The organism is Nonomuraea sp. NPDC050202 (genome assembly GCF_040656115.1).
Taxonomy (GTDB): Bacteria; Actinomycetota; Actinomycetes; order Streptosporangiales; family Streptosporangiaceae; genus Nonomuraea.
Window position 1 is genome coordinate 425,868 of sequence record NZ_JBFALF010000005.1, and the last position, 20,803, is coordinate 446,670.

The window sequence follows — 20,803 nt, forward strand, 5'->3', positions numbered from 1 at the left end:
GTCATCCCCCCAGCAGCGGCTGGATCTTCGCGCACACGCCGTCCAGCACCGCCTTGACGTCGGCGTCCGGCTTCCACAGCGGGTCGAGGGCGGCCCTGGCGGTCTGGGCGAGCTCGGCCTGCCCGGTGTGGCTGGGCTTGACCACGCCCTTCTCGATGCCGTCGATCACGACCTCCTGGAGCTGGTCGCCGTTCAGCATGGGGCTGGTCTTGGCCATGGTGCCGGCGGTCAGCAGCGAGCCACGCGCGGGCGGGAAGTACGCGGCGAGCTTGGCGGAGTTGGCGGCGTTGGCGAAGTAGGCCAGGAAGTCGGTGGCCTGCTCGGCCCTCGGCGACTTCTTCAGCACCCCGATCCCGGCCTGGCCGATGACCGCGTACTCGCCCTTCGGCCCGGCGGGCAGCGGCACCAGGTCCCACTTGAAGGTCGCGTCCTCCAGCATGGCGGCGCGCGAGATCTGGGCCACGGCCATCGCGGTGTCCCCGGAGAAGAAGTCGACGGCGGTGCCGGGGCCGGGCATCGACTTGTCGGTGAAGATCGCCTTGTGCATGAACGTCATGGCCTCGACCATCTCGGGCGCGTTGAACTGGCAGGTGCCGCCGTCGTCGCTCCACGCCTTGGCGCCCCAGCCCTGCCAGACGGTGGCGAGGTTGTCCCAGGCCTTGTAGTCGAAGTTGAGGATGGTCAGACCGTTCTTCCCCTTCGCCGCGACGGCCTTGTTGATCTCGTTGGCGTGCTCCCAGTCCCACTGGCCGGCCTTCATCAAGTCCCTCGGCGCCTTCTGGCCCGCGGCCTTGACCAGGTCGGTGTTGACGAAGACGCCGAAGGGCGAGGTGGAGAACGGGTAGGCGTACAGCTCCCCGTCGCGCTCCCACAGCCGGGTGGCGGCCGGGACCAGCTCGCCGACGTTCTCGATCCTGCTCTTGAGCGGGACGAGAGCGCCCGAGCCGACGAAGTCGGGCGCGGAGTTCTCCATGATCCACGCCAGGTCGGGCGGGTTGCCGCCGGCGATCTGCGTGGTCAGCGTGGTCGTGTAGTTCTCGAACGGGATCGGGTCGAAGGTGATCGCGCCGACCTGCGGGTGGGACTTGCGGTACTCGGCGGCGATCTCGTTGAACAGCTTCAGGTGGGCCTCGTTGGAGGTCCAGATCGACATGCGCAACGGCTGCGGGCCCTGCGCGGCCGTCCCGGCGTCGCCGCCGCCGCAGGCGGTGACGGCGAGGAGGGCGGTCAGCGAGAGTGCCGCCAGCTTCCCGGATGCTTTCATGGGGGGTTTCTCCTTCTGGCGTCGATGACGGCGTCACCAAGTCGACGACGGCGTCAGTAACCGGTGACGTCGGGCCAGCGCAGCTCCACGCCGTCGCGGACGAGCCGATGCTGGTAGTCGGCCAGCAACCGCCCGTCCGCCTGCACGGCGTGCGGCGTGGTCGCGCGGTCCAGGCAGAAGGCGGCGAGCGCGCCGGCCGCCTCGCCGACGTTCCACTCCACCGGGTGCAGGCGGTAGGCGCCGTTGGTGATGTGGGTGGTGCCGATGTTCTTGCAGGCGGGCAGCAGATTGGCCGTCCGCTGCGGGATCAGCGCCCCGAGAGGGATCTCGAACGGGGAGCAGGCGACGTCGATGTAGTTGTCGCCGCCGGTCGAGGGGTGCAGGTCGATGCGGTACATGCCCACGCCCACGGAGTCGTGATAGGAGACGGCGCCCTTGTCGCCGCGTACCGCCACGGACAGGTCCTGCTCGGTGACGGTGGTCAGGGCCCGGACGCGCCGGGACTCGCGGATGTAGGGGGCCTGGGCGAGCCCGTCGGCGCCGCCCGTGACGTCGCCGCGCAGCCGCAGGCCGGTGTAGCCGGTGCCGCCGTCGTGGCGGGGCGCCTCGGTCTGCAGCCAGTACAGCACCGACAGGGACAGCTCGCGGGCCGCCTGGAGGTGCCGGTCGGCGTCCGGCACGTCGATGACCGGCCCCTCCAGGTAGTCGATCATCGGCCAGTTGACGAGCGTGATGTCGCTGCCGTACGCGCCGGGCAGGAAGTTGTCCCGGGCGGCGATCCTGCGGAACGTCCACAGGTTGCCGTCGCCCGGGTTGACCCGCTGGTCGGCCTCCACCAGCCGGGGGTCGTCGCCCGGGTTCGGGGTGAAGGAACGCTCCACGATCTCCAGCGTCCGCGGGCTCGGGCAGCGCCACGACAGCAGCCGGTCGCCCCAGAAGGGCGGCTGGTAGGCGCGCCAGAAGTCGTACGAGGCGGGCCTGTCGATCGTGTGGTCGCCGTCCACGTGGTCGATCGCGAAGCAGACGGACACGGCCTGCATGTTCATCGGCTGCGCGGTCGCGGGGGCGCTCGGCTCGCCGGTCTCGTCCTGGGACTCGAAGCCGGTCACGTACTCGGTCCCGGTCAGGGGCAGCAGCTCGCCGGTCTCGGTGGCGTCCAGCACGTACGCCGCCACGGCCGTGATCTCCCCGCCCCCGTCGCGGTGCGCGAGCCGCACGGCCGTGACGCGGTCGCCGTCCACCTCGGCCCCGACCGGCCGGTACGGCTGCAGCACGCGCAGCCTCCCCGACCCCCGGTACGGGGCCAGCATGGCCTCGATGACCGCGACGGCGACCCGGGGCTCGTGGCACAGCTTGCTGACGTGCCCGGCGCCCGGGTTGAGCTCGCGCCACGCCCGCGCCCGCTCGGTCAGCGGGTAGTGCTCGCGGTAGTAGCGCCGGATGCCGTCGCGCAGCGCGCGATAGCTCGCCGTGACGCCGAACCGCTCCACCCAGGTGTGCTCGTCCGGCGGCACCGCCTGGCTGGTGAGCTGGCCGCCCAGCCAGTCGTACTCCTCGGTGAGCACCACCGAGCGGCCCGCCCGCAGCAGGGCGAGCGCGGCGGCCACGCCGCCCAGCCCGCCGCCGACGACGAGCGCGTCTGCCGATATCTCAACCACGTGGGGATTGCCTCTCCTCGACTACGGGTCAGGGGGGTGCCAAGGCCGAGCCCTGGACTACGGATCAGGTGGCGCCCTGGACTACGGACGGGGTGGTGCCAGCGTCGAGCCCTCGACCAGCTCGCACGCCAGCAGTTCCTGCGGGGTGCCGCCGTGCTCCAGCACCTGGGTGAGCAGCTCGACGGCCCTGCGCCCCATCTCCCGCCGGGGGATGCGGAACCCCGCGAAGTCGATGTCGGTGGACACCGGCCTGGTGGGCGCGCCCAGCGCGACGATGGACAGGTCGCGCGGCACGTCCAGGCCGCGGGCGCGGGCGACCTCGGCGATGGCCGCGCCGTCCGCCAGCTCCTCGGCGAACACCACGGTGACCTCGGACGCGGGGCCGGAGCCGAACAGCTCGTCCGCGCCCGCCAGGTGCACGCCTTCGACCCCTGCCTCGGCCACGCCCTCGGTGAAGCCGCGCAACCGGTCGGCGTAGGACTCCGCGCCCTGCCCGGACCCGACGTAGGCCATCCGCCGGTGCCCGAGCGCCGCCGCCCGCCGGACCAGCGCGCGCACCGCCGGCGGGTAGTCCGCGCCGACGTACGGCACCGGCCCGCCGGCGTCGTCGCGGCGCCCGACCGAGACGAACGGGATGCCCTCCGACAGCAGCCTGGACAGGTCGTCCCGGTGGATCGTCCGGCCGAGCAGGACGCATCCGTCCGCCAGCCGGATCCGGCTCTCCGCGCTGAAGATGCGCCGCCGCTCGCCCTGCTCCACCTTGGCGCTGGTGAACAGCAGCAGGTCGCAGCCCGCCTCCTCCGCGCACTCCTCGATCCCGACCAGGAACGGGTGGTAGAAGTCGGCGCTCTCGGCGGGGAAGACGGCCTCGTAGGTGAACACGCCGTAGATGCGGTTGCGCCGCTCGACGAGCCGCCGCGCCGCCGGGTCGGCCACGTAGCCGGTCTCCCTGATCACCTGGAGCACCCGCTCGCGGGTCTCGGGCGAGATCCGCACCTCGCCCTCGGCCCTCCCGTTGAGCACCAGGGACACCGTCGTCTGGCTCACACCCGCCATGCGCGCGATGTCCTGCTGCGTCAGCCGCCGACCTGAAGGAGCCACAGTACGTATCACCCGTTCCGCTGATAATGCGTATTAGTTCGGTCATTGTGGAACCGGACACAGCGGGGCGTCAAGGGGTAATCGCTGAAGTAATAGGTATTAGCAGTCTCGGCTCGGGAAACGGGCGATCTCGCCGTTGACAGACGTAACAACCAAGCGCATGCTTGGGCGCATGGCCGGATCAGCGAGATCGACCAGCAGTCACGACCCCAGAGGCCCCAGCCGCCGTACGCTGCTGCGCGGCGCCGCCGTCGCCGGAGGGGCGCTGGTGACGGGCGCCGCGCTGGGCGGCGCGCCCGCCCGCGCCGAGACCGAGTACGACGTCGTGGTGGTCGGCGCGGGCGCCGCCGGGATGACCGCGGCACTGGCGGCGGCCAAGCGCGGGCTGCGCACCGTCGTGATCGAGAAGGCGCCGACGTTCGGCGGGTCGGCCGCCCGCTCGGGCGCGGGCATCTGGATCCCGAACAACGAGGTCATCCTCGCCGCCGGGGTGCAGGACACCCCCGCCAAAGCCGCCGCCTACCTCGCCCGCGTCGTCGGCGACACCGTGCCGATCGAGCGGCAGCAGGCGTTCCTGGCCGCGGGGCCGGCCATGATCTCGTTCGTGATGCGGAACAGCCCGCTGCGCTTCCGGTTCATGGAGGGCTACTCCGACTACTATCCGGAGCTGCCCGGCGGCATGCCCGGCGGACGCTCCATCGAGCCCGCCCAGCTCGACGGCAACCTCCTCGGCGCCGAGCTGGCCCGCCTGAACGGCCCGTACATCCCCACCCCCGCCGGCATGGTGGTCCACAGCGCCGACTACAAGTGGCTCACGCTCGCCGCCGTCAACCCCAAGGGCCTGGAGGTGAGCGCCGCGTGCCTGCTGCGCGGCACCGAGGCCGCGCTGCGCGGCGAGAAGCCGCTGACCATGGGCCAGTCGCTGGCCGCCGGGCTGCGGGCCGGGCTGGCCGCCGCCGGCGTGCCGGTGCTGCTGAACACCCCGCTGCTCGACCTGAGCCGCGAAGCAGGACGGGTCACGGGCGTCATCACGCCGTCCGGCGCGATCAGGGCCCGGCGCGGCGTGATCATCGGGTCGGGCGGGTTCGAGCACAGCGCGGCCATGCGCGCGGAGTTCCAGCGCCAGCCCATCGGCACGAGCTGGACCGTCGGCGCCAGGGCGAACACCGGCGACGGCATCGAGGCCGGCGAGCGGGCCGGCGCCGCGCTCGACCTGATGGACGACGCCTGGTGGGGCCCGGCCATCCCGCTCCCCGACGAGCCCTACTTCTGCCTGGCCGAGCGCACGCTGCCCGGCAGCGTCCTGGTCAACGGCCACGGCGTGCGCTTCGTCAACGAGGGCGCCCCCTACAGCGACGTCGTCCACGTCATGTACGACCGCAACAGCGCCGCCACCCCGCACATCCCCGCCTGGCTGATCGTCGACCAGCACTACCGCAACAAGTACCTGTTCAAGGACGTCGCGCCGCTGCTGCCGCTGCCCGGCGCCTGGTTCGACAGCGGGGCCGCGTACAAGGCGTGGACCATCGAGCAACTGGCCCAGCGGATCGGCGTGCCCCAGACCGCGCTGCGCGGCACGATCAACCGGTTCAACGGGTTCGCGACGACCGGCAAGGACCTCGACTTCCACCGCGGCGACAGCGCCTACGACCGCTACTACGCCGACCCCCTGGTCAAGCCGAACCCCTGCCTGGCCCCGCTGTGGCTGCCGCCCTTCTACGCGTTCAAGATCATCCCGGGGGACCTCGGCACCAAGGGCGGGATGCGCACGGACGCCCGCGCGCGCGTGCTGCGCGCCGACGGCTCGGTCATCCCCGGCCTGTACGCCGCCGGCAACGCCAGCGCGGCCGTCATGGGCCACAGCTACGCCGGCTCCGGCTCGACCATCGGCCCCGCCATGACCTTCGGCTACGTGGCCGCCAACGACATCGCCGGCACCCTCTGAAGCCGCCGATCGCCGGACGCGTCAGGTCCAGGTCGCCGAATCCGGATCGACGCCCTGCGCGCGGGCGTTGGCGTCGATGATGTCACGGAGCCAGAGGGTCAGGCCCGGCTCGATCGCGTCGTAGTAGGCCGTGAAGCCGGGATCGGCGGCGTGCGTCCTGCCCAGGCAGACCTGCATCGCATGGGTGCAGTCGAAGTACGCGCCGATGGAGGCCCTGTGCCGCTCGGCCAGGGCGTTGGCCTCGGCGCTGCCTGGACTGACGCCGGCGCGCTTGGCTGCCGCCAGGTCGTTCTCGAGCGTGGCGAGGTTGTCGGCGATCCGCTGCCAGTCCTCGGGGGACATGCCCGCGGCGCGCTCGGCGTACTGCGCCCATTGAGCCGTGTCGCCCCATCGGTCACGTGCGCCCGCGAGCGATGACGGCTCCCAGCGCTGCCCGAAGATCGCGACCTGCTCCTCCGGGGAGAGCAGGATGCCGGCGCTCGCGGCATCGATCATGCGGTCGACCGCGTCGACCATCGCCTGCAACCGGGAGATGCGCTCGACGAGCTGGGCGCGCTGCTGTCTCAGCGGCACGGTCATGTCGACCGTCGGAGCGTCGAGCAGCTCGCCGATGTCGTCGAGGGGCAGGCCGAGCTCGCGGTAGATGAGCACCCGGTGGATGCGGGCGACGTCGGCCGCCGAGTAGAGCCGGTAGCCGCCGGAGGTGCGCCCGGACGGGCGGACGAGCCCGATCGCGTCCCAGTGATGCAGGGTGCGGACGGTGACTCCCACGTGCGACGCGGCGGCCCCGACGGTCAGCCCGCTGGCGCCCGCGGCATCGTCCATCACGGTGTCGGTCACGCCATCGAGTCTGACATGCGCGGACCGGTGCCCGCCTTCGCGCTCCGTGCCCGCCCTCGCGCTCGGGGCCCGGCCCGCGCGGGCGGGCACGGCCGCCACCGTGCCGTACCCGTACGGCGGCTTCAACCTGCCGGACCAGGACGCCAACGGCGGCTGGGTCGCCTCGGCGGTCGACCTGGCCAGTCGACGCCCGGCCCGTTCAGCTTCCCGGCCGCGTGCAGAACGGCGTCACCTACTGCGCGATCTTCAACCGGAGGGAGGAGAAGGGCACGCCCGACTTCGACGCGATCGACCCCATCCTCGGCAAGGCGATCGGCACCGTGACGACCTGGCCCACCACGGACCCCGCCCCGCGGTACTTCTGATCCCCCGGGCCCCGTGGCGGGGATCACGGAGCCATGCGCGAGACGCGTCAGTCGCTCCATTTCGGCTGGCGCTTGCTCAAGAACGCGGACATGCCCTCGCGAGCCGCGGCGGACTGCGAGGACTCGGCCATGACCCTGGTGGCGAGCTGGTAGGCCTCCGCCTCGGGCAAGGACAGCTGCTGGTGGAGGGTGCGCTTGCCGAGCGCCTTGGAGGCCCGGCTGCCGCGAGTGGCCCGGCCGAGCAGGTCGATGACGGCGGCGTCGAGATCCGCGGCGGGTACCACCCGGTTGACCAGCCCCCATTCGAGCGCTTGCGCGGCGGTGATGGTGTCACCGGTGTAGGCCAGCTCGGCAGCGCGCTTGCGGCCGATGTTGCGGGCGATGGCCACCATCGGGGTGTGGCAGAACCAGCCACCCTTGCCTCCCGGCGCGGCGAAGCCGGCGGAGTCGGCGGCGACGGCGAGGTCACAGGTGGCGACCAGCTGGCAGCCTGCCGCGGTGGCCAGGCCGTGGACCCGGGCGATGACCGGTTGCGGCACCGATTCGATCAGCTCCATGAGGCGGAGACAGGTGTCCAGGAGGGTGCGCACCCCGTCCACGTCGGCTTCGGCGACGTCGGCGAAGTCATGACCGGCGCTGAAGACGGGACCTGCCCCGGCCAGGATGATCCCTGAGGCGTCGCTGTCGCCGGCGGCGCTGAAGGCGTTGATCAGATCGCGCAGATGTGCCAGCGACAGGGCGTTGCGTCGCTGCGGCCGGTTCATCGTGATCGTCACGAAGTCGACGTCGCGGTTGACCAGTACATGATCGAGGTTCATGGGCGGGCTCCTGATGATTCCGCAGGCCGCGTGACCGCCATCGGCCACGTGCACATTGTTCCCACCTTCGGGGGCGGCAGCCCTTCGACAGGGTGTCGATGGCGGGGGACCGGCAGCGCCCTTCTTCCCTAGGGTGGAGCGGGACGAGTCGGGCGCGCCCTTCCCGACCTCGCAGGCTCCGATGGGCAGGCTCCCCATTCGCGTGCTCGGCCGGGAGGAAGTGCTGGCCGAGCTACGAGATGCGGTGCGTACGCGGGATCCTCACGTTCATGTGCTGGCCGGGCTGGGCGGCTCGGGGAAGACGACGATCGCGTTGCGGCTGGCGGCCGATCTGGCCGATGCCGGGCATCTGGTCTGGTGGGTGGACGCGAGCGATCACGCCCAGCTCACCGTCCTGCTGTTGCGGGCCGCCCAGGACGACCTCGACGTACCGGACGGGGTGGTCAAGGAGACGCTGGCGGGCAGGCCTGCCCGCAGGCAACTCCGTCACCTCGCCGTGACGGCCACGGCAGTCACCCGCATGCTCAAGCTGAGCGTCCTCGCCGCGCACCAGCTCGCCGAAGAAGCCCTGGCGGCGACGGCACGCCCGCCGCGCAACGATCCCGCGCTGCTGGGCCTGCAGCACAGCCACGCGACCGTCTTGCACCGGCTGGGCGCCACGACCCGGCCGAGCGCCTGTACCGGCAGGTGCTCCAGGCCCAGCAGCTCCGCCTGGGCGTCGACGACCCCGACACCCTCTGGACCCGTCACACCCTGGCCATGCTGCTGTGTCAGCGGGGTGACGTGAAACGCGGCAGGCACGAACTGCGGACGACACTGGACGGCAGACTCCGCGTCCTGGGCCACACCCATCCGGAAACCCTCCGCAGTCAGCGTGACCTGGATGAGCTGGCCGGATGACGGGCGCGCCCTTCCCCGCGGCTGGGACGAGCCAGGTCGGAGCTAGTCGCACACGCCGCGACGGTAGGGGACGTACGGGATGTAGCGCCGCCATTCGGCCTCGGTCAGCGACCGGCCCGCCCTCGCGCAGACGGCGTCCGCGGCGCGTGCGGGGTCGGTCGGATAGTCCAGCAGGTCCCGCCCGCCGCTGGTCGCGTGCAGCGTGCCGTTGGAGTCGAAGGCCAGCGACCCGGCGCCGGCAGGGCCGGCGAACGGCGGGCCGACCTGCTGGCCGGTCGTGGTGTCCCACAACCGGATCTCGCCGAACGTGGCCGAGGCCAGCAGGTCCCCGCCGGGGGAGAACACGATCGCGGAAGCGTCACCGCCCGCGATGCTCGCCGGGGCTCCGGCGCGCACGTCACGTACGAGGGCACGGCGCCCTCCCGTCGCGGTGTCCCAGATGCCGACCTGCCCCTCTTCGCCGACGGCGACGAGCCGGCGGTCGGCGCTGAGTGCCACGACGTTTCCGGTGAACGGGCCGGCCCCGGCTAAGGCCGTCCGCTTCCCGGAGGTCAGGTCGACGATCTCGGCGCCCGAGGTGAGGACGCGGTCGTTGGCCACGAACGCGAGCACCCGCCTGTCCTCGATCGGGAAGGTCTCCGTCATGCTCCGTTTCGCGACGTCCCATGCTCTTGTGTGCTCCGTGCCGTCCTGGCCGACGGCGATCGCCAGCGTCTTGCCGTCCGGGCTGAACGCCTGGACGTGGTCGATGAGGTGGCTCGGGTCGTGCAGATCCGGCAGCCGGCGCCGGGAGGCCACGTCCCACAGGCTCGTCCGTGTGGGTTCGGGGCCGACGGTGATCGCGATGGTGCGCCCGTCCGGGCTGAACAACATCCAGGCGCCCGTGACGGCAGCGGGCTCGCCCAAGCCCTCGAGCTGGCCCAGCAGGCGGCGTTTCTGCACGTCCCACAGCTGTACGGCCGCCGTGCCGCGGTCGAGCAGCGCGGCGACGCGGCCGTCCGGGCTCAGCGCGTGCCCCGCGATCGCCGTCTGCGCCGGCATGGTCGCGTCGCCCAGGGACGGGGGCCGGGTGTGGGCGGAGACGTCGAGGGAGGTGACCGTCATGGGGTTGTCCGTGCGCAGATAGCGCAGTGTCCGGCCGTCCCGGTCGAAGCTCAGGGTGTGCACGTCCTGGCGCCCCAGGGGGAAGGTGGTCAGGGCGATCTGGTCGCCGATCCTCCACAGCGTGATTCCGTCCGGATCGAGAACGGCCAGGCAGCGGCCGTCCGGGCTGTACGCCACCAGGCCGGGCCCATAGGAGTTGCGCCACAGGGCGCCCGGCCTCGTCAGCGGCGGGCCGGCGGCCTTGCCTGACGCCACATCCCAGAGCAGCACCTCGGTCGGCCGCACGATCGCCAGGGTGCGGCCGTCCGGCGAGAAGCGCACGGCGATGACGTCCTGGCCCTTCCGCGCGGTGGGTGCGCGAAGCCGCTCGCCGCGGGACAGGTCCCAGATCTCGCCCGGTCCCTCCTGGTGGAACAGGGCCACGAAGCGGTCGTCCGGGCTGATCGCCACCGACTCGAACGAGCCGCGCTCCAGGAGAGGTTCGCGACCGCCCACCCGCCACAGCTGGGTACGCTCGCCCGCGGTGGTCGCCGCGTAGACCCGGTTCCCGTCGCCGAAGTCGGCGCCCGTGAGGCGGGTGTCGAGGCCGCCGGCAGGCCGTCCGGACGTCATGTCCCACAGCCGGACCCCGTCGCCTTCGACGTCGCCGGCGAGCGCCGCCAGCCGGCCGTCCCGGCTCAGGGAGATCTCGCCGTCCTCGCCGGGCATCGTGACGGCGACCGTGCGGGCCTTGCTGCGGGTGGCGACGTCCCACACGGCCACCTGCCGGTCGTCCCACGTGTAGAAGGTGCGGCCGTCGGAGCCGAACCGGCCGTACCCGAGCGCGTGGACGTCCAGGGCGGGCTGGGCCAGCGAGCCGTACAGGGCCGTACGCGCCTCGGGCGCCGGGGCGATGTTCCAGGCGGCGGCGCTCAGCAGCATCGCGACCACCGGGTCCTCGGCGCGCAGGGTCTCGGCGCGGGCGGCGACGGCCCGGGCGGCGGCCTCGTCACGCTGCTGGGCGAGGTCCAGGCTCTGCCGGACGGCGATCGCCCCGGCGCCGAGGGCCAGCACGAGCAGGACGCTCAGACTGGACGTCACCAGGCGGCGGACGCGGCCCCTGCGGCGGGCGACCGCTGTGCCGGCCTCCAGGAACGAGCGTTCCTGGGGGTTCAGGGTCAGGTGCCGGCGGCCCGTGGCGGCCCAGCGCAGCGCCGACTCCAGCGTCCTGCCCTGGAAGGGATCGCCCTGCCCCTCCTGCCAGCGCCGTGCCGCGACCGCGATCTCGCGATGGACGGCCAGGCCGGGACGCTCGGCTTCCACCCAGTCGCGCAGGCGTGGCCACGCCCGCAGCAGCGCCGGCCGGGAGATCATCACGTACTCGCCGCCGGAGGTCACCAGACTGGCCTCCGCGAACGCCGCCAGCACGTCGTCGGCGCCGGCCGGAAGCTCGGCTCGGGCCACTCGCCGCACCGTGTCCTCGCTGTCGGGACCGGCGGCGACCATGCGCAGGAAGATCTCGGGTACCAGCTCCTGGGCGGCAGGCGTCAGGGTCGCGTACACCTCCTCGGCGCGCGCCCCGATCGAGGGATCGTCGGAACCGGCGCGAACCTCGGACGCCTTCTCGACCCCGGCGGCCAGCGGATCGGGCACGGCCCCCAGCAGCCCCATCAGCAGCTCCCGGGCGGCCGGCCGGTCGGCGGGCTCCTTCCCGAGGGCCGCCTCCACCAGGGAACGCAGCGGGTCGGCGAGGTCGCCCAGGTCCGGTTCGGCCGTGAGCACGCTGTACATCACCGCGCCCAGGTTCTCCGCGTGGAAGGGGTCGCGTCCGGTGGCCGCGAACAGGACGATCGCTCCCCAGGCGAACACGTCGGCCGGGGTGCCCGCCCGCCGCCCGGTGAGGATCTCGGGCGCCATGTACGTGGGCGTACCGGCCACGACGCCCGTGGAGGTCAGCGACATCTCGGCGGTCCTGGCGATGCCGAAGTCGATCACCCGTGGGCCGTCCGGGCCGAGCAGCACGTTGTCAGGCTTCAGATCGCGGTGGATGACCTCGGCCTCGTGGATCGCGGTGAGCGCGGTGGCGACGCCGACGGCGAGCCGGTGAAGGTCGGCGCCGCCGAGCGGGCCGTGTTCCGCGACGAACCGGCGCAGGCTCGGGCCCTCGACGTATTCGCTGACGATGTACGGCCTGGCTGCCCCCAGATCGTGGCCGAGCACCTGGGCAGTGCAGAACGAGGCGACCCGCTCGGCGGCGGCCAGTTCCCGGGTGAGCCCGTGCCGCAGCTCGACCCCGTAGAGAATCTTGACGGCGACCCGCCGCCCGGAATCGTCGTACGCCTCGTAGACGACTCCCTGCCCGCCCGACCCCAGCCGCCCCGCCAGCAAGTAGTCGCCCAGGCGCGCCGGATCACCCGGAAGTAGTTCGGCCGAACCACCCATGTCCCGATCCCCCGTCTCTTCCGATCCCCATGCCGTTAGTCGAGACGGGGAGCGAGTTTGTTCGGCGTCCGTGGATCACGCCGGCATGGCCGGACCGGGCGGGAATGTTCTTCGGCTTCCATACCGTGGCCGGATCATCGCCGAGCTTCCAGGGCTGGTCGCCCCGAACCAGCTCACCGGCACGTTCGATCTGCCGGCAGGGCTTGAGCCGGTGGGGCCGGAGGTGTAGCGGCGAGGGTCGCCCTCCGCGCGAGCCGCCGCAAGCAGCCCCATGGCCTCCCGGCGGTGTGAGTCAGGCGGTGGTGATCCTCGGCCGGCTGCGGAGCCCTGCGAAGTCGCGGCTCCCTGCTGGCCCTTCATACCGGCCGGGGGTATGTTCGGAGAGGAGAAGACGACGTGCGGGAGGCGCGCAGTATGAGTGACGCATCCGAGATGTCCGGTGTGGCGCAGGTCGAAGGGTTCGTGGCCGATGGATACGACAAGGTACGCGAGGTCTTCCAGAAGCTGGTTCATGACGGCCGGGAGACAGGTGCCGGGGTGTCGGTCTGGCGCGATGGGCGAGAGGTCGTCCGGCTGAGCGGGGGATGGGCCGACTCCTCGCGGCACCGCCCCTGGCGTGCCGACACCCTCGTCCAGCCGTACTCGCTGTCGAAGTCCTTCGTGACGCTCGCCGCCCTGGTGGCGGTGCGCGATGGCGCACTGGCACTCGATGAGCCGGTGGCCAGGCACTGGCCCGAGTACGGGGTCGGCGGCAAGGACCGGACGACGTTGCGCCAGGTCCTCACGCACCGGGCAGGACAGCCACGGTTCCCGGCGGAGGCGTCCGGCCTGGATCTGCTGGACGACGCCGGGCTGCGCGGGAGCCTGGCGAAGGCGGCGCCGGAGTACGTTCCGGGAACGTCGCTCGGGGAGCACGCGCTGACCTACGGGCACCTGGTGGACGGCATCCTGCGCGCGGGTGCCGGCACCACGCTGGGGGAGCTGTTCAACGAGGTCGTACGGCCCGCGCTGGGGCTGGACGCGTGGTTCGGGGTGCCGGACGACCTGCTGGGGCGGGTCGCCGACCTGGAGTACGCCGACCCGGGCTGGCCCCGCCGGTTGCACGCCGCGCCGTGGCTCCAGATTCCGGACGGGACCTTGGACGTCGAGCGGGCGAACTCCAGAGCCTGGCGGCAGGCGGTCTTCGGCGCGGTCAACCTCCACACGACCGCCACGGCCATGGCCCGGTTCTTCTCCGAGCTGACCGCCGAGGACGGCCCCGTGCGCGCCCTGCTGGGACCGGAGCTGCACGCCGAACTGCTCGCCCCACAGGTCACGGAGTTCGACGAGGTCTTCGGGACCAGGATCACCTGGACGCTGGGCTTCGTCCGAGACCATGGCAAGATCGCCAAGGGCGGCATCGGCGGCTCGGCCGCCTGGTGGTCGCGCAGGCATCACCACGGCTGTGCCTACCTGACCCGCCGGCTGGACGATCACTCCAGGGCCGCGGAGATCGCCGCCGCCCTGGGCGACGACCTGACGGTCGTGGGCGAGGACTGACCGGGATCCGCTGGTGGAACGCCGGCGGCGGGCTCACGGGCGGCCGATCCAAGGCTGCCCGGGCCGCCGGCCGATCCTTGGACATGTCGGCGCCGGTCACCCGCGCCAGGATTGGCCGTCGGCGCAGCCACACCTGCAGCGGGCCGAGCAGTCCGGCCTGGTAGAGCTTGCCGGGGTCGCCGGGCCGCGTGCCGAGATGGCCGTACACCTCCAGGGAGATCAGACCGTTGGCCACCTTGGAACCGCCATATCCGCCGCCCGGCACCACGACGCTGGGACGCACGCCGGCCTTCTGGCCCAGCACACTCTCCTTGTTCGTCATCGACGCAGGACTAGCCTGTGCGTAGGCGCTAGTAAAATAAGAGCGACGACTCTTCTACTAGTATGGGTGTATGGCAAGAGCAGACACGCGGAACGCCATGGACGACTGCGATCGCGGCGACGCCGCGCTGACACGCGCCTTCACCCTCCTCGGCAAGCGCTGGAGCGGCCTGGTGCTGGGCAGCCTCCGAGCCGGGCCCGCCGGGTTCCGCGAGCTGTCGCGGGCGATCGACGGAGTCAGCGACTCGGTCCTGTCCGACCGGCTGTCGGAGCTGACCAAGGCGGGTCTGATCGCGCGCACCGTGGACGAAGGGCCGCCGGTGACCGTCACGTACGAGCTGACCGAGAGTGGCAAGGCGCTCATGCCCGCGCTTCACGAGCTGTCCCAGTGGGCCGAGGACCACCTGCCCACCGCGCCCGCCTAGCCGCTGGCAGCCCTGCGCGGCAAGGTCCCCGTGTTCTGTGCGCCGCGTGCCCCGTTGCGGCCGGGCCGTAGCGATCTCGGCCAGGGCCAGGCCTCAACCCCGACCAAGACGGGTATCGCGTCAGGGCCAGGGAGAGGGCAGCTGGCCCCGCCTTCGGTGGTGACGGAACGTGATAACTCGTGTCGGTCCACGACTTTCTCTTCGTGCGGTGCCAGTGTGACGCCGGTGTGACGTAGAGGATCTTGCAAGACTGCGCCCCCGTGATCACGTGGGTGATCACGGGGGCGCTTTCGTCTTGGCTGCTTCGCCAGCAGGTCCCGCTACGGAGAGCCGAGGGGCAGTCGTGTCAGCGATCAGCGACTCGTCTGCTGCGTTGCGTTCTGAGGTGTCAGCCGCGGGAGGCGGTGAGCTCGTCGGTGGGCGCGCCGGTGCGGGTGCGCAGGGTTGCTGCGGCGATCAGGGCGCCGGCGAGGGCGATGGCGGCGGCTCCGATGAAGGCGGCGGAGAAGCCGTTGGTGAGGGCGGGCAGGTCGCCGAGCTGGTCGGCGCCGTTGGCCGAGGCGACGGCGGTCATCGCGGCCAGGCCGAGCGCGGAGCCGACCTGGTAGCTGGTGTTGACGATGCCTGAGGCCAGGCCGCCTTCCTCGGGGCGGGCGGAGGAGATGGCGGTGCCGAGGGAGGGGATGAAGGCCAGTGACATGCCGAGGGCGGCGAGCAGGCTGGCGGGCAGGACGTCGGTGGTGAAGCTGCCGTCCGGGCTGATCAGGGACAGCCAGGCCATCCCGGCGGTGAGCAGGAGCAGGCCGGTGACCGTGGTCGGCTTGGGGCCGAGGCGGCCGATGGCTCGCGGCGCCAGGACGATCATGCCGATCATGATGAGGACGGTCATCGGGACCAGGGCGGCGCCGCTGGGGAAGGCGCTGTAGCCGAGGACCTGCTGCAGGTAGAGGTTGAGGAAGAACCACATGGGGATCCAGGCGCCGCCCAGCAGGAGTTGGGTGAGGTTGGCGGCGGCCAGGTTCGGGGTGCGGAAGATGGACAGGCGCATCAGCGGCTGGCGGCGGCGGGCCTGGATGGTGACGAACGCGGCCAGCAGCAGTACGGCGACGGCGAGTGTGATCCAGGTCTGGGCGGAGCCCCAGCCGGTCTCGGGTGCGCGGACGATGGCGTAGACGGCGGCGCCGAGGCCGAGGGTGACGGTCAGGGTGCCGAGCACGTCGATGGAGCCGCGTGTTGCGGGGGCGGCGGGCATCAGGGGGCCGGTGGCCGCGAGGGCGATGAGTGCGATGGGGATGTTGATGTAGAAGACCCAGGGCCAGCTGAGGTATTCGGTGATGACGCCGCCGAGGAAGACGCCGGCGGTGCCGCCGGCGGGGGCGGCGGCGCCGTACAGGGCCAGGGCTTTGGTCAGTTCCTTCGGGTTGTGGCCGAACAGCATCATCAGCAGGGTGAGTGCGGACGGGGCGATCAACGCGGCGCCGACGCCTTGGACGGCGCGGCCGGTCAGCTCGACCCACACCTCGGGTGCGATGCCGGCCATCAGGGAGCCGGCGAGCAGGATGAGCCAGCCGGCGCTGAAGAGGCGGCGGGCGCCGAGCAGGTCGGACAGGCGGCCGCCCAGCAGGAGGAGGCCGCCGAAGGCGACGACGTAGGCGTTGAAGACCCAGGACAGGTTTTCCTGGGAGAAGCCGAGGTCTTGTTGGATGCGGGGCAGTGCCACGCCGATGATCGACGTGTCCATGATCACGATGAACTGGGCCGTGGCGATCAGGGCCAGGGCGGTCCAGCGCCGGGGGGATGGTGCGGACATGGGTGCTCTCCAGTCTTCATGTACCCCTAGGGGGTATGTGCGAGGGCTAATAAATACCAGTAGGGGGTATCTGTCAAGCCTGCAGGATCAACGTCCGGTTTCCGGGTGCCGTCGCAGCGCCGCCAGGACGATCAGTGCCGCGGGGCCGGCCAGCCCGAAGCCGACGGCCATCCCGGCACCTACGCCGACCAGTTCCTGGAGCCAGCCCAAGGCGACGTACAGCGCGCCCGCCAGGGCAGCCGACACTCCCAGGAGGATGCCGGCCGCGCTTGCCGGCGCGCCTGGGGACCGAGCTGGTGAAGGTGACGGAGGCCAGGCTCGCCAGGCCGGCCGCGAGCGTCGGCCCGCCGACGGGCCGCGCAGCAGGCGTAGCTGAAGAGCGCCCGCGGCGGCCTGCGGCCATGGGACTCCCGGTAGGGCAGCAGGGCGAACATCAGGGCGGCGACCGCGATGCCCGGCGCCATCAGCCACGGGGTGGCATCGACGCCGAAGGCCGAGACGATGGAGAGATGAGGGCCAGCAGAACAGGCCCCAGATCGAAACGGGCCTGCAAGGTCGGCAGCAGGGCTCCGAGCATCGCGGTTATCGCGTCGTTGACGAAGTGAACGGCGGCCAGGAAGACGGCCGGCGACGTCCCGCCGAGGACGCCTGGCCTGCGGATCGCGTGGGGCATGTCGAACTCCTCAAGTCTCACCGGGCGGCCGATGGGCCGCCGTCTGTTGCCAGGAATACCGTAGGGGGGTATGGTGTTTGTTACGAGCGGTTGACCTAGGAGAGGGGTGGACATGGCCGGATACACCGGTACGAAGCAGGATCATGCGATGCGCCTGCGCCGCGTTGAGGGGCAGGTCCGCGGCCTGCAGCGGATGGTCGAAGAGGACAAGTACTGCATCGACATCCTGACGCAGGTGTCGGCGGCGACCAGCGCGCTGAAGTCGTTCTCCCTGTCGCTGCTCGAGGAGCACCTGGCCCACTGTGTCGCCGAGGCCACGCAGAAGGGCGGGCCGGAGGCGGAGGCCAAGGTCAAGGAGGCCTCCGACGCCATCGCACGACTTGTTCGTTCCTGACTGACCCACGGATTGAAGGAGAGATCGATATGAGCACCGCCACCTACACCGTCAAGGGCATGACCTGCGGTCACTGCGTCAGCTCGGTCAAGGAGGAGGTCGGCGAGGTGGCCGGTGTCACCAACGTCGAGGTGGACCTGGCGACCGGCCTGCTGACCGTGGACAGTGACGGCCCCGTCGACGCGGCGAAGATCGTCGCCGCCGTCGAGGAGGCCGGTTACGAAGTGGCGAACCAGTGAACACCGCGACGAAGCTCGGCTCGTACGTCCTGGGGCTGGCCGTCGTCTTCGGCGGCGCCTTGGGTGTGGGCAAGGCGGTGGGCCCGGTCGGGACACCTCCAGCCGAGGACCATGCCGCCATGACGGCGCCGCTCGCGAGCGCGAGCGCGGGACACGGAGAACACGCCACCGCCCAGGTGAAGGACGATACCCCCGGGGGGCTCCAGGTGTCCGAGAACGGCTACACCCTCAACCCGCTCACCACGACGATCAAGCCCGGTGAGCCTGCCGACTTCCGCTTCACCGTGACCGGCCCCGACGGCAGGCCGGTCACCGGCTTCCAGGTCGAGCACGACAAGAAGTTGCACCTCATCGTCGCCTCACGCGATCTGAAGACTTTCCAGCACGTGCACCCGGAGATGGCGCCCGACGGCGTCTGGTCGGTCAAGCTGACACTGCCCAAGGCAGGCCCGTACCGCGCCTTCGCCGACTTCACAGCGACGGGCGGCAGCGCTCTGACCCTGGGCGCCGACCTGTCCGTGGCCGGCGACTACCAGCCGGAGGCGCTCCCTGAGGAGAGCCGCACGGTGAAGGTCGACGGCTACGAGGTCACCCTCGACGGCGACCTGACGCCCGGGCAGTCCAGCAAGCTCACCCTCAAGGTGAGCAAGGACGGCAAGCCGGTCACCGACCTGCAGCCCTACCTCGGCGCCTACGGCCATCTGGTGGCCCTGCGCGCCAGGGACCTGGCCTACCTGCACGTCCACCCGGACGGGGAGCCCGGTGACGGCAGGACCAAGGCCGGTCCCGAGATCGTCTTCCACGCCGAGGTGCCCAGCACCGGCGACTACCGGCTGTTCCTCGACTTCCAGCACGAGGGCGAGGTCCGTACCGCCGACTTCACCCTCGGCGCGGGCGAGCGACCGCAGCTCCCGACGCCGACACCCTCGCCGACGCCGACCGGGCACGGCGACGACGGCCACAGCCACTGAGCGAGAGGAAGGAGAACGGTGATGTCCCAGGTCACCGATGACCGGCAGCACGCGGTCGAACTCTCGATCGGCGGCATGACGTGCGCCTCGTGCGCGAACCGTATCGAGCGCAAGCTGAACAAGCTGGACGGCGTGACCGCCACGGTCAACTACGCCACCGAGAAGGCCAAGGTCACCTTCCCCGAAGACGTCGACCCGGAGCAGCTGATCGCGGAGGTGGAGAAGGCCGGCTACACCGCGGCCCTGCCCGCCCCGCCCCGAGCCGAGAGGGCCGAGCAGGAGCCGCAGGACGAGCTCCAGCCGCTGCGCAACCGTCTCATCACCTCCGTGGTGCTGGCCGTGCCGGTGATCGCGATGGCGATGATCCCGCCGTTGCAGTTCACGAACTGGCAGTGGTTGTCGCTGACGCTGGCCGCGCCGGTGGTGGCGTACGCGGGCTGGCCGTTCCACAAGGCCGCCTGGACCAACCTGCGGCACGGCGCCGCGACGATGGACACGCTGATCTCGCTTGGCACCATCGCCGCGCTCGGCTGGTCGGTGTGGGCGCTGTTCTTCGGCAGCGCGGGCACGCCCGGCATGACGCACCCGTTCGCGTTCACGATCGAGCGCACCGACGGCTCGGGCAACATCTACCTGGAGGCCGCGGCAGGCGTCACGGCGTTCATCCTGGCCGGACGCTACTTCGAGGCCCGCTCCAAGCGGCGGGCCGGGGCGGCGCTGCGGGCGCTGATGGAGCTGGGCGCCAAGGACGTGGAACTCGCGGACGGCCGCCGCGTCCCCGTTGAGCAGCTCAAGACCGGAGACCGGTTCGTCGTCCGGCCCGGCGAGAAGATCGCCACAGACGGGGTCATCGAGGAGGGCACCTCGGCGGTGGACGCCTCGATGCTGACCGGCGAGTCGGTGCCGGTGGAGGTGCGGCCGGGCGATCCGGTGACCGGGGCGACGGTGAACGCGGGCGGGCGGCTGATCGTCCGCGCTACCCGGGTCGGCGCGGACACACAGCTCGCCCAGATGGCCAGGCTGGTGGAGGAGGCGCAGACCGGCAAGGCGCAGGTGCAGCGGCTGGCCGACCGCATCTCCGGCATCTTCGTGCCGATCGTGATCGCCCTGGCCCTCGGCACGCTCGGCTTCTGGCTGGGCACCGGCGACGGGGTGGGGGCGGCGTTCACCGCCGCGGTGGCGGTGCTGATCATCGCCTGCCCGTGCGCGCTGGGGCTGGCCACGCCGACCGCGTTGCTGGTGGGCACCGGGCGGGGCGCCCAGCTCGGCATCCTGATCAAGGGGCCGGAGGTGCTGGAGTCCACCCGCCGGATCGACACGGTCGTGCTGGACAAGACCGGCACCGTCACTGAAGGCAAGATGACCCTGACTGCCGTCCACGTGGCCGAGGGCGAGAACGAGGAAGAGGTGCTGCGCCTGGCCGGCGCACTGGAGCACGCCTCCGAGCACCCCATCGCCCAGGCCATCGCCAAGGGTGCCGCCGCCCGCGTCGGCGACCTTCCGACGGCCGAGGACTTCGCCAACGTCGAAGGGCTGGGCGTGCAGGGCATCGTGGACGGCCACGCGGTGCTGGTCGGCCGCCCCCGGCTGCTGCAGGAGTGGTCCCAGCACCTGCCGGAGAAGCTGGAGCGCGAGCTCAGGGCCGAGCAGGCGGCCGGTCGCACCGCGGTGGCGGTCGGCTGGGACGGCCGGGCACGCGCGGTCCTGGTGGTGGCCGACGTGGTCAAGCCCACCAGCAAGGAAGCCATCTCCCAGCTCCGGGCCCTCGGCTTGACGCCGGTGCTGCTGACCGGCGACAACGAGGCCGTGGCCAGGACCGTCGCCGCCGAGGTAGGCATCGACGAGGTGATCGCCGAGGTGCTGCCCGCCGACAAGGTGGACGTGGTCAAGAAGCTGCAGTCCGAGGGCAAGGTGGTGGCCATGGTGGGCGACGGCGTCAACGACGCCGCCGCGCTGGCCCAGGCGGATCTGGGGCTGGCCATGGGCACCGGCACCGACGCCGCCATCGAAGCCTC

The 20,803-nt window shown here is 71.7% G+C and carries 19 protein-coding genes; 10 read left to right on the forward strand and 9 right to left on the reverse strand.

The features are described from left to right. Position 1: 1 nt before the first annotated feature. The 3 genes from AB0I79_RS18675 to AB0I79_RS18685 all read right to left on the reverse strand — a co-directional run bounded on the left by AB0I79_RS18675 (position 2) and on the right by AB0I79_RS18685 (position 4,023). Entirely contained in the window at positions 2-1,264 is a 1,263-nt protein-coding gene (locus tag AB0I79_RS18675; protein ID WP_357874199.1) for a sugar ABC transporter substrate-binding protein, read from the reverse strand. Positions 1,265-1,317: 53 nt separating this feature from the next. Further along, complete coding sequence (locus tag AB0I79_RS18680) at positions 1,318-2,922, reverse strand: FAD-dependent oxidoreductase (protein WP_357874202.1); 1,605 nt, start codon at positions 2,920-2,922, stop codon at positions 1,318-1,320. Between the two features lie 81 nt (positions 2,923-3,003). Further along, positions 3,004-4,023, reverse strand: coding sequence for a LacI family DNA-binding transcriptional regulator (locus AB0I79_RS18685; protein WP_357874205.1), 1,020 nt, complete (start codon positions 4,021-4,023; stop codon positions 3,004-3,006). Between the two features lie 172 nt (positions 4,024-4,195). Here AB0I79_RS18685 and kstD point away from each other — a divergent pair, with 172 nt between their 5' ends. Next, positions 4,196-5,968, forward strand: a complete 1,773-nt coding sequence (kstD, locus tag AB0I79_RS18690; protein WP_357874209.1) for a 3-oxosteroid 1-dehydrogenase — start codon at positions 4,196-4,198, stop codon at positions 5,966-5,968. Between the two features lie 21 nt (positions 5,969-5,989). Here kstD and AB0I79_RS18695 read toward each other — a convergent pair whose 3' ends face one another. After that, positions 5,990-6,808 (reverse strand): MerR family transcriptional regulator, encoded by an 819-nt coding sequence (locus AB0I79_RS18695; RefSeq protein WP_357874211.1) that lies wholly within the window; start codon positions 6,806-6,808, stop codon positions 5,990-5,992. A gap of 215 nt (positions 6,809-7,023) precedes the next feature. Between AB0I79_RS18695 and AB0I79_RS18700 the strand changes: the two genes are divergently transcribed. Beyond that, complete coding sequence (locus tag AB0I79_RS18700) at positions 7,024-7,173, forward strand: hypothetical protein (protein ID WP_357874214.1); 150 nt, start codon at positions 7,024-7,026, stop codon at positions 7,171-7,173. 47 nt (positions 7,174-7,220) lie between these two features. Here the strand turns inward: AB0I79_RS18700 and AB0I79_RS18705 are convergent, their stop codons facing one another. Continuing rightward, positions 7,221-7,991: an enoyl-CoA hydratase-related protein gene (locus tag AB0I79_RS18705; RefSeq protein ID WP_357874217.1), complete on the reverse strand. Its 771-nt coding sequence runs from the start codon at positions 7,989-7,991 to the stop codon at positions 7,221-7,223. A gap of 133 nt (positions 7,992-8,124) precedes the next feature. On the opposite strand from AB0I79_RS18705, the gene AB0I79_RS18710 reads away from it, so the two are divergent. Together AB0I79_RS18710 and AB0I79_RS18715 are read left to right on the forward strand one after the other, a co-directional pair. After that, complete coding sequence (locus AB0I79_RS18710) at positions 8,125-8,778, forward strand: AAA family ATPase (protein WP_357874220.1); 654 nt, start codon at positions 8,125-8,127, stop codon at positions 8,776-8,778. Continuing rightward, positions 8,751-8,891: a hypothetical protein gene (locus AB0I79_RS18715; protein WP_357874222.1), complete on the forward strand. Its 141-nt coding sequence runs from the start codon at positions 8,751-8,753 to the stop codon at positions 8,889-8,891. The genes AB0I79_RS18710 and AB0I79_RS18715 overlap by 28 nt, the downstream gene beginning before the upstream one ends. Before the next feature lie 42 nt (positions 8,892-8,933). On the opposite strand, the gene AB0I79_RS18720 is transcribed toward AB0I79_RS18715, so the two are convergent. Then, positions 8,934-12,416, reverse strand: a complete 3,483-nt coding sequence (locus tag AB0I79_RS18720; RefSeq protein WP_357874225.1) for a protein kinase — start codon at positions 12,414-12,416, stop codon at positions 8,934-8,936. A gap of 414 nt (positions 12,417-12,830) precedes the next feature. On the opposite strand from AB0I79_RS18720, the gene AB0I79_RS18725 reads away from it, so the two are divergent. Beyond that, positions 12,831-13,955 carry a serine hydrolase domain-containing protein gene (locus AB0I79_RS18725; RefSeq protein ID WP_357874228.1) on the forward strand — a complete coding sequence of 375 codons (1,125 nt, stop codon included), beginning with the start codon at positions 12,831-12,833 and terminating at the stop codon, positions 13,953-13,955. A 392-nt stretch (positions 13,956-14,347) separates the two neighbouring features. Further along, positions 14,348-14,701: a helix-turn-helix domain-containing protein gene (locus AB0I79_RS18730; RefSeq protein ID WP_357874231.1), complete on the forward strand. Its 354-nt coding sequence runs from the start codon at positions 14,348-14,350 to the stop codon at positions 14,699-14,701. Positions 14,702-15,089: 388 nt separating this feature from the next. Here the strand turns inward: AB0I79_RS18730 and AB0I79_RS18735 are convergent, their stop codons facing one another. The 3 genes from AB0I79_RS18735 to AB0I79_RS18745 all read right to left on the reverse strand — a co-directional run bounded on the left by AB0I79_RS18735 (position 15,090) and on the right by AB0I79_RS18745 (position 17,184). Continuing rightward, on the reverse strand, positions 15,090-16,511 hold the full coding sequence (locus tag AB0I79_RS18735) for an MFS transporter (RefSeq protein WP_357874234.1): 1,422 nt from the start codon (positions 16,509-16,511) through the stop codon (positions 15,090-15,092). 87 nt (positions 16,512-16,598) lie between these two features. Continuing rightward, positions 16,599-16,757, reverse strand: a complete 159-nt coding sequence (locus tag AB0I79_RS18740) for a hypothetical protein (protein WP_357874236.1) — start codon at positions 16,755-16,757, stop codon at positions 16,599-16,601. Positions 16,758-16,974: 217 nt separating this feature from the next. Next, positions 16,975-17,184 carry a hypothetical protein gene (locus tag AB0I79_RS18745; RefSeq protein ID WP_357874239.1) on the reverse strand — a complete coding sequence of 70 codons (210 nt, stop codon included), beginning with the start codon at positions 17,182-17,184 and terminating at the stop codon, positions 16,975-16,977. 112 nt (positions 17,185-17,296) lie between these two features. Here AB0I79_RS18745 and AB0I79_RS18750 point away from each other — a divergent pair, with 112 nt between their 5' ends. From AB0I79_RS18750 to AB0I79_RS18765, 4 genes are all read left to right on the forward strand, one after another. Continuing rightward, positions 17,297-17,578 (forward strand): metal-sensitive transcriptional regulator, encoded by a 282-nt coding sequence (locus AB0I79_RS18750; protein ID WP_357874241.1) that lies wholly within the window; start codon positions 17,297-17,299, stop codon positions 17,576-17,578. A gap of 29 nt (positions 17,579-17,607) precedes the next feature. Continuing rightward, positions 17,608-17,817 carry a copper ion binding protein gene (locus AB0I79_RS18755; RefSeq protein ID WP_357874244.1) on the forward strand — a complete coding sequence of 70 codons (210 nt, stop codon included), beginning with the start codon at positions 17,608-17,610 and terminating at the stop codon, positions 17,815-17,817. Continuing rightward, positions 17,814-18,788: a hypothetical protein gene (locus AB0I79_RS18760; RefSeq protein WP_357874246.1), complete on the forward strand. Its 975-nt coding sequence runs from the start codon at positions 17,814-17,816 to the stop codon at positions 18,786-18,788. Before AB0I79_RS18755 ends, AB0I79_RS18760 begins: the two co-directional genes overlap by 4 nt. A 21-nt stretch (positions 18,789-18,809) precedes the next feature. Then, on the forward strand, positions 18,810-20,803 hold a 1,994-nt coding region (locus AB0I79_RS18765; protein WP_357874249.1), incomplete at its 3' end, for a heavy metal translocating P-type ATPase.

Excerpts from the sequence above, each read along its gene's own strand:
- AB0I79_RS18675 (WP_357874199.1), bottom strand. The coding sequence starts at position 1,264 with ATGAAAGCATCCGGGAAGCTGGCGGCACTCTCGCTGACCGCCCTCCTC.
- kstD (WP_357874209.1), top strand. The coding sequence starts at position 4,196 with ATGGCCGGATCAGCGAGATCGACCAGCAGTCACGACCCCAGAGGCCCC.
- AB0I79_RS18705 (WP_357874217.1), bottom strand. The coding sequence starts at position 7,991 with ATGAACCTCGATCATGTACTGGTCAACCGCGACGTCGACTTCGTGACG.
- AB0I79_RS18715 (WP_357874222.1), top strand. The coding sequence starts at position 8,751 with ATGCTGCTGTGTCAGCGGGGTGACGTGAAACGCGGCAGGCACGAACTG.
- AB0I79_RS18720 (WP_357874225.1), bottom strand. The coding sequence starts at position 12,416 with ATGGGTGGTTCGGCCGAACTACTTCCGGGTGATCCGGCGCGCCTGGGC.
- AB0I79_RS18725 (WP_357874228.1), top strand. The coding sequence starts at position 12,831 with ATGAGTGACGCATCCGAGATGTCCGGTGTGGCGCAGGTCGAAGGGTTC.
- AB0I79_RS18730 (WP_357874231.1), top strand. The coding sequence starts at position 14,348 with ATGGCAAGAGCAGACACGCGGAACGCCATGGACGACTGCGATCGCGGC.
- AB0I79_RS18735 (WP_357874234.1), bottom strand. The coding sequence starts at position 16,511 with ATGTCCGCACCATCCCCCCGGCGCTGGACCGCCCTGGCCCTGATCGCC.
- AB0I79_RS18745 (WP_357874239.1), bottom strand. The coding sequence starts at position 17,184 with ATGCCCCACGCGATCCGCAGGCCAGGCGTCCTCGGCGGGACGTCGCCG.
- AB0I79_RS18750 (WP_357874241.1), top strand. The coding sequence starts at position 17,297 with ATGGCCGGATACACCGGTACGAAGCAGGATCATGCGATGCGCCTGCGC.
- AB0I79_RS18755 (WP_357874244.1), top strand. The coding sequence starts at position 17,608 with ATGAGCACCGCCACCTACACCGTCAAGGGCATGACCTGCGGTCACTGC.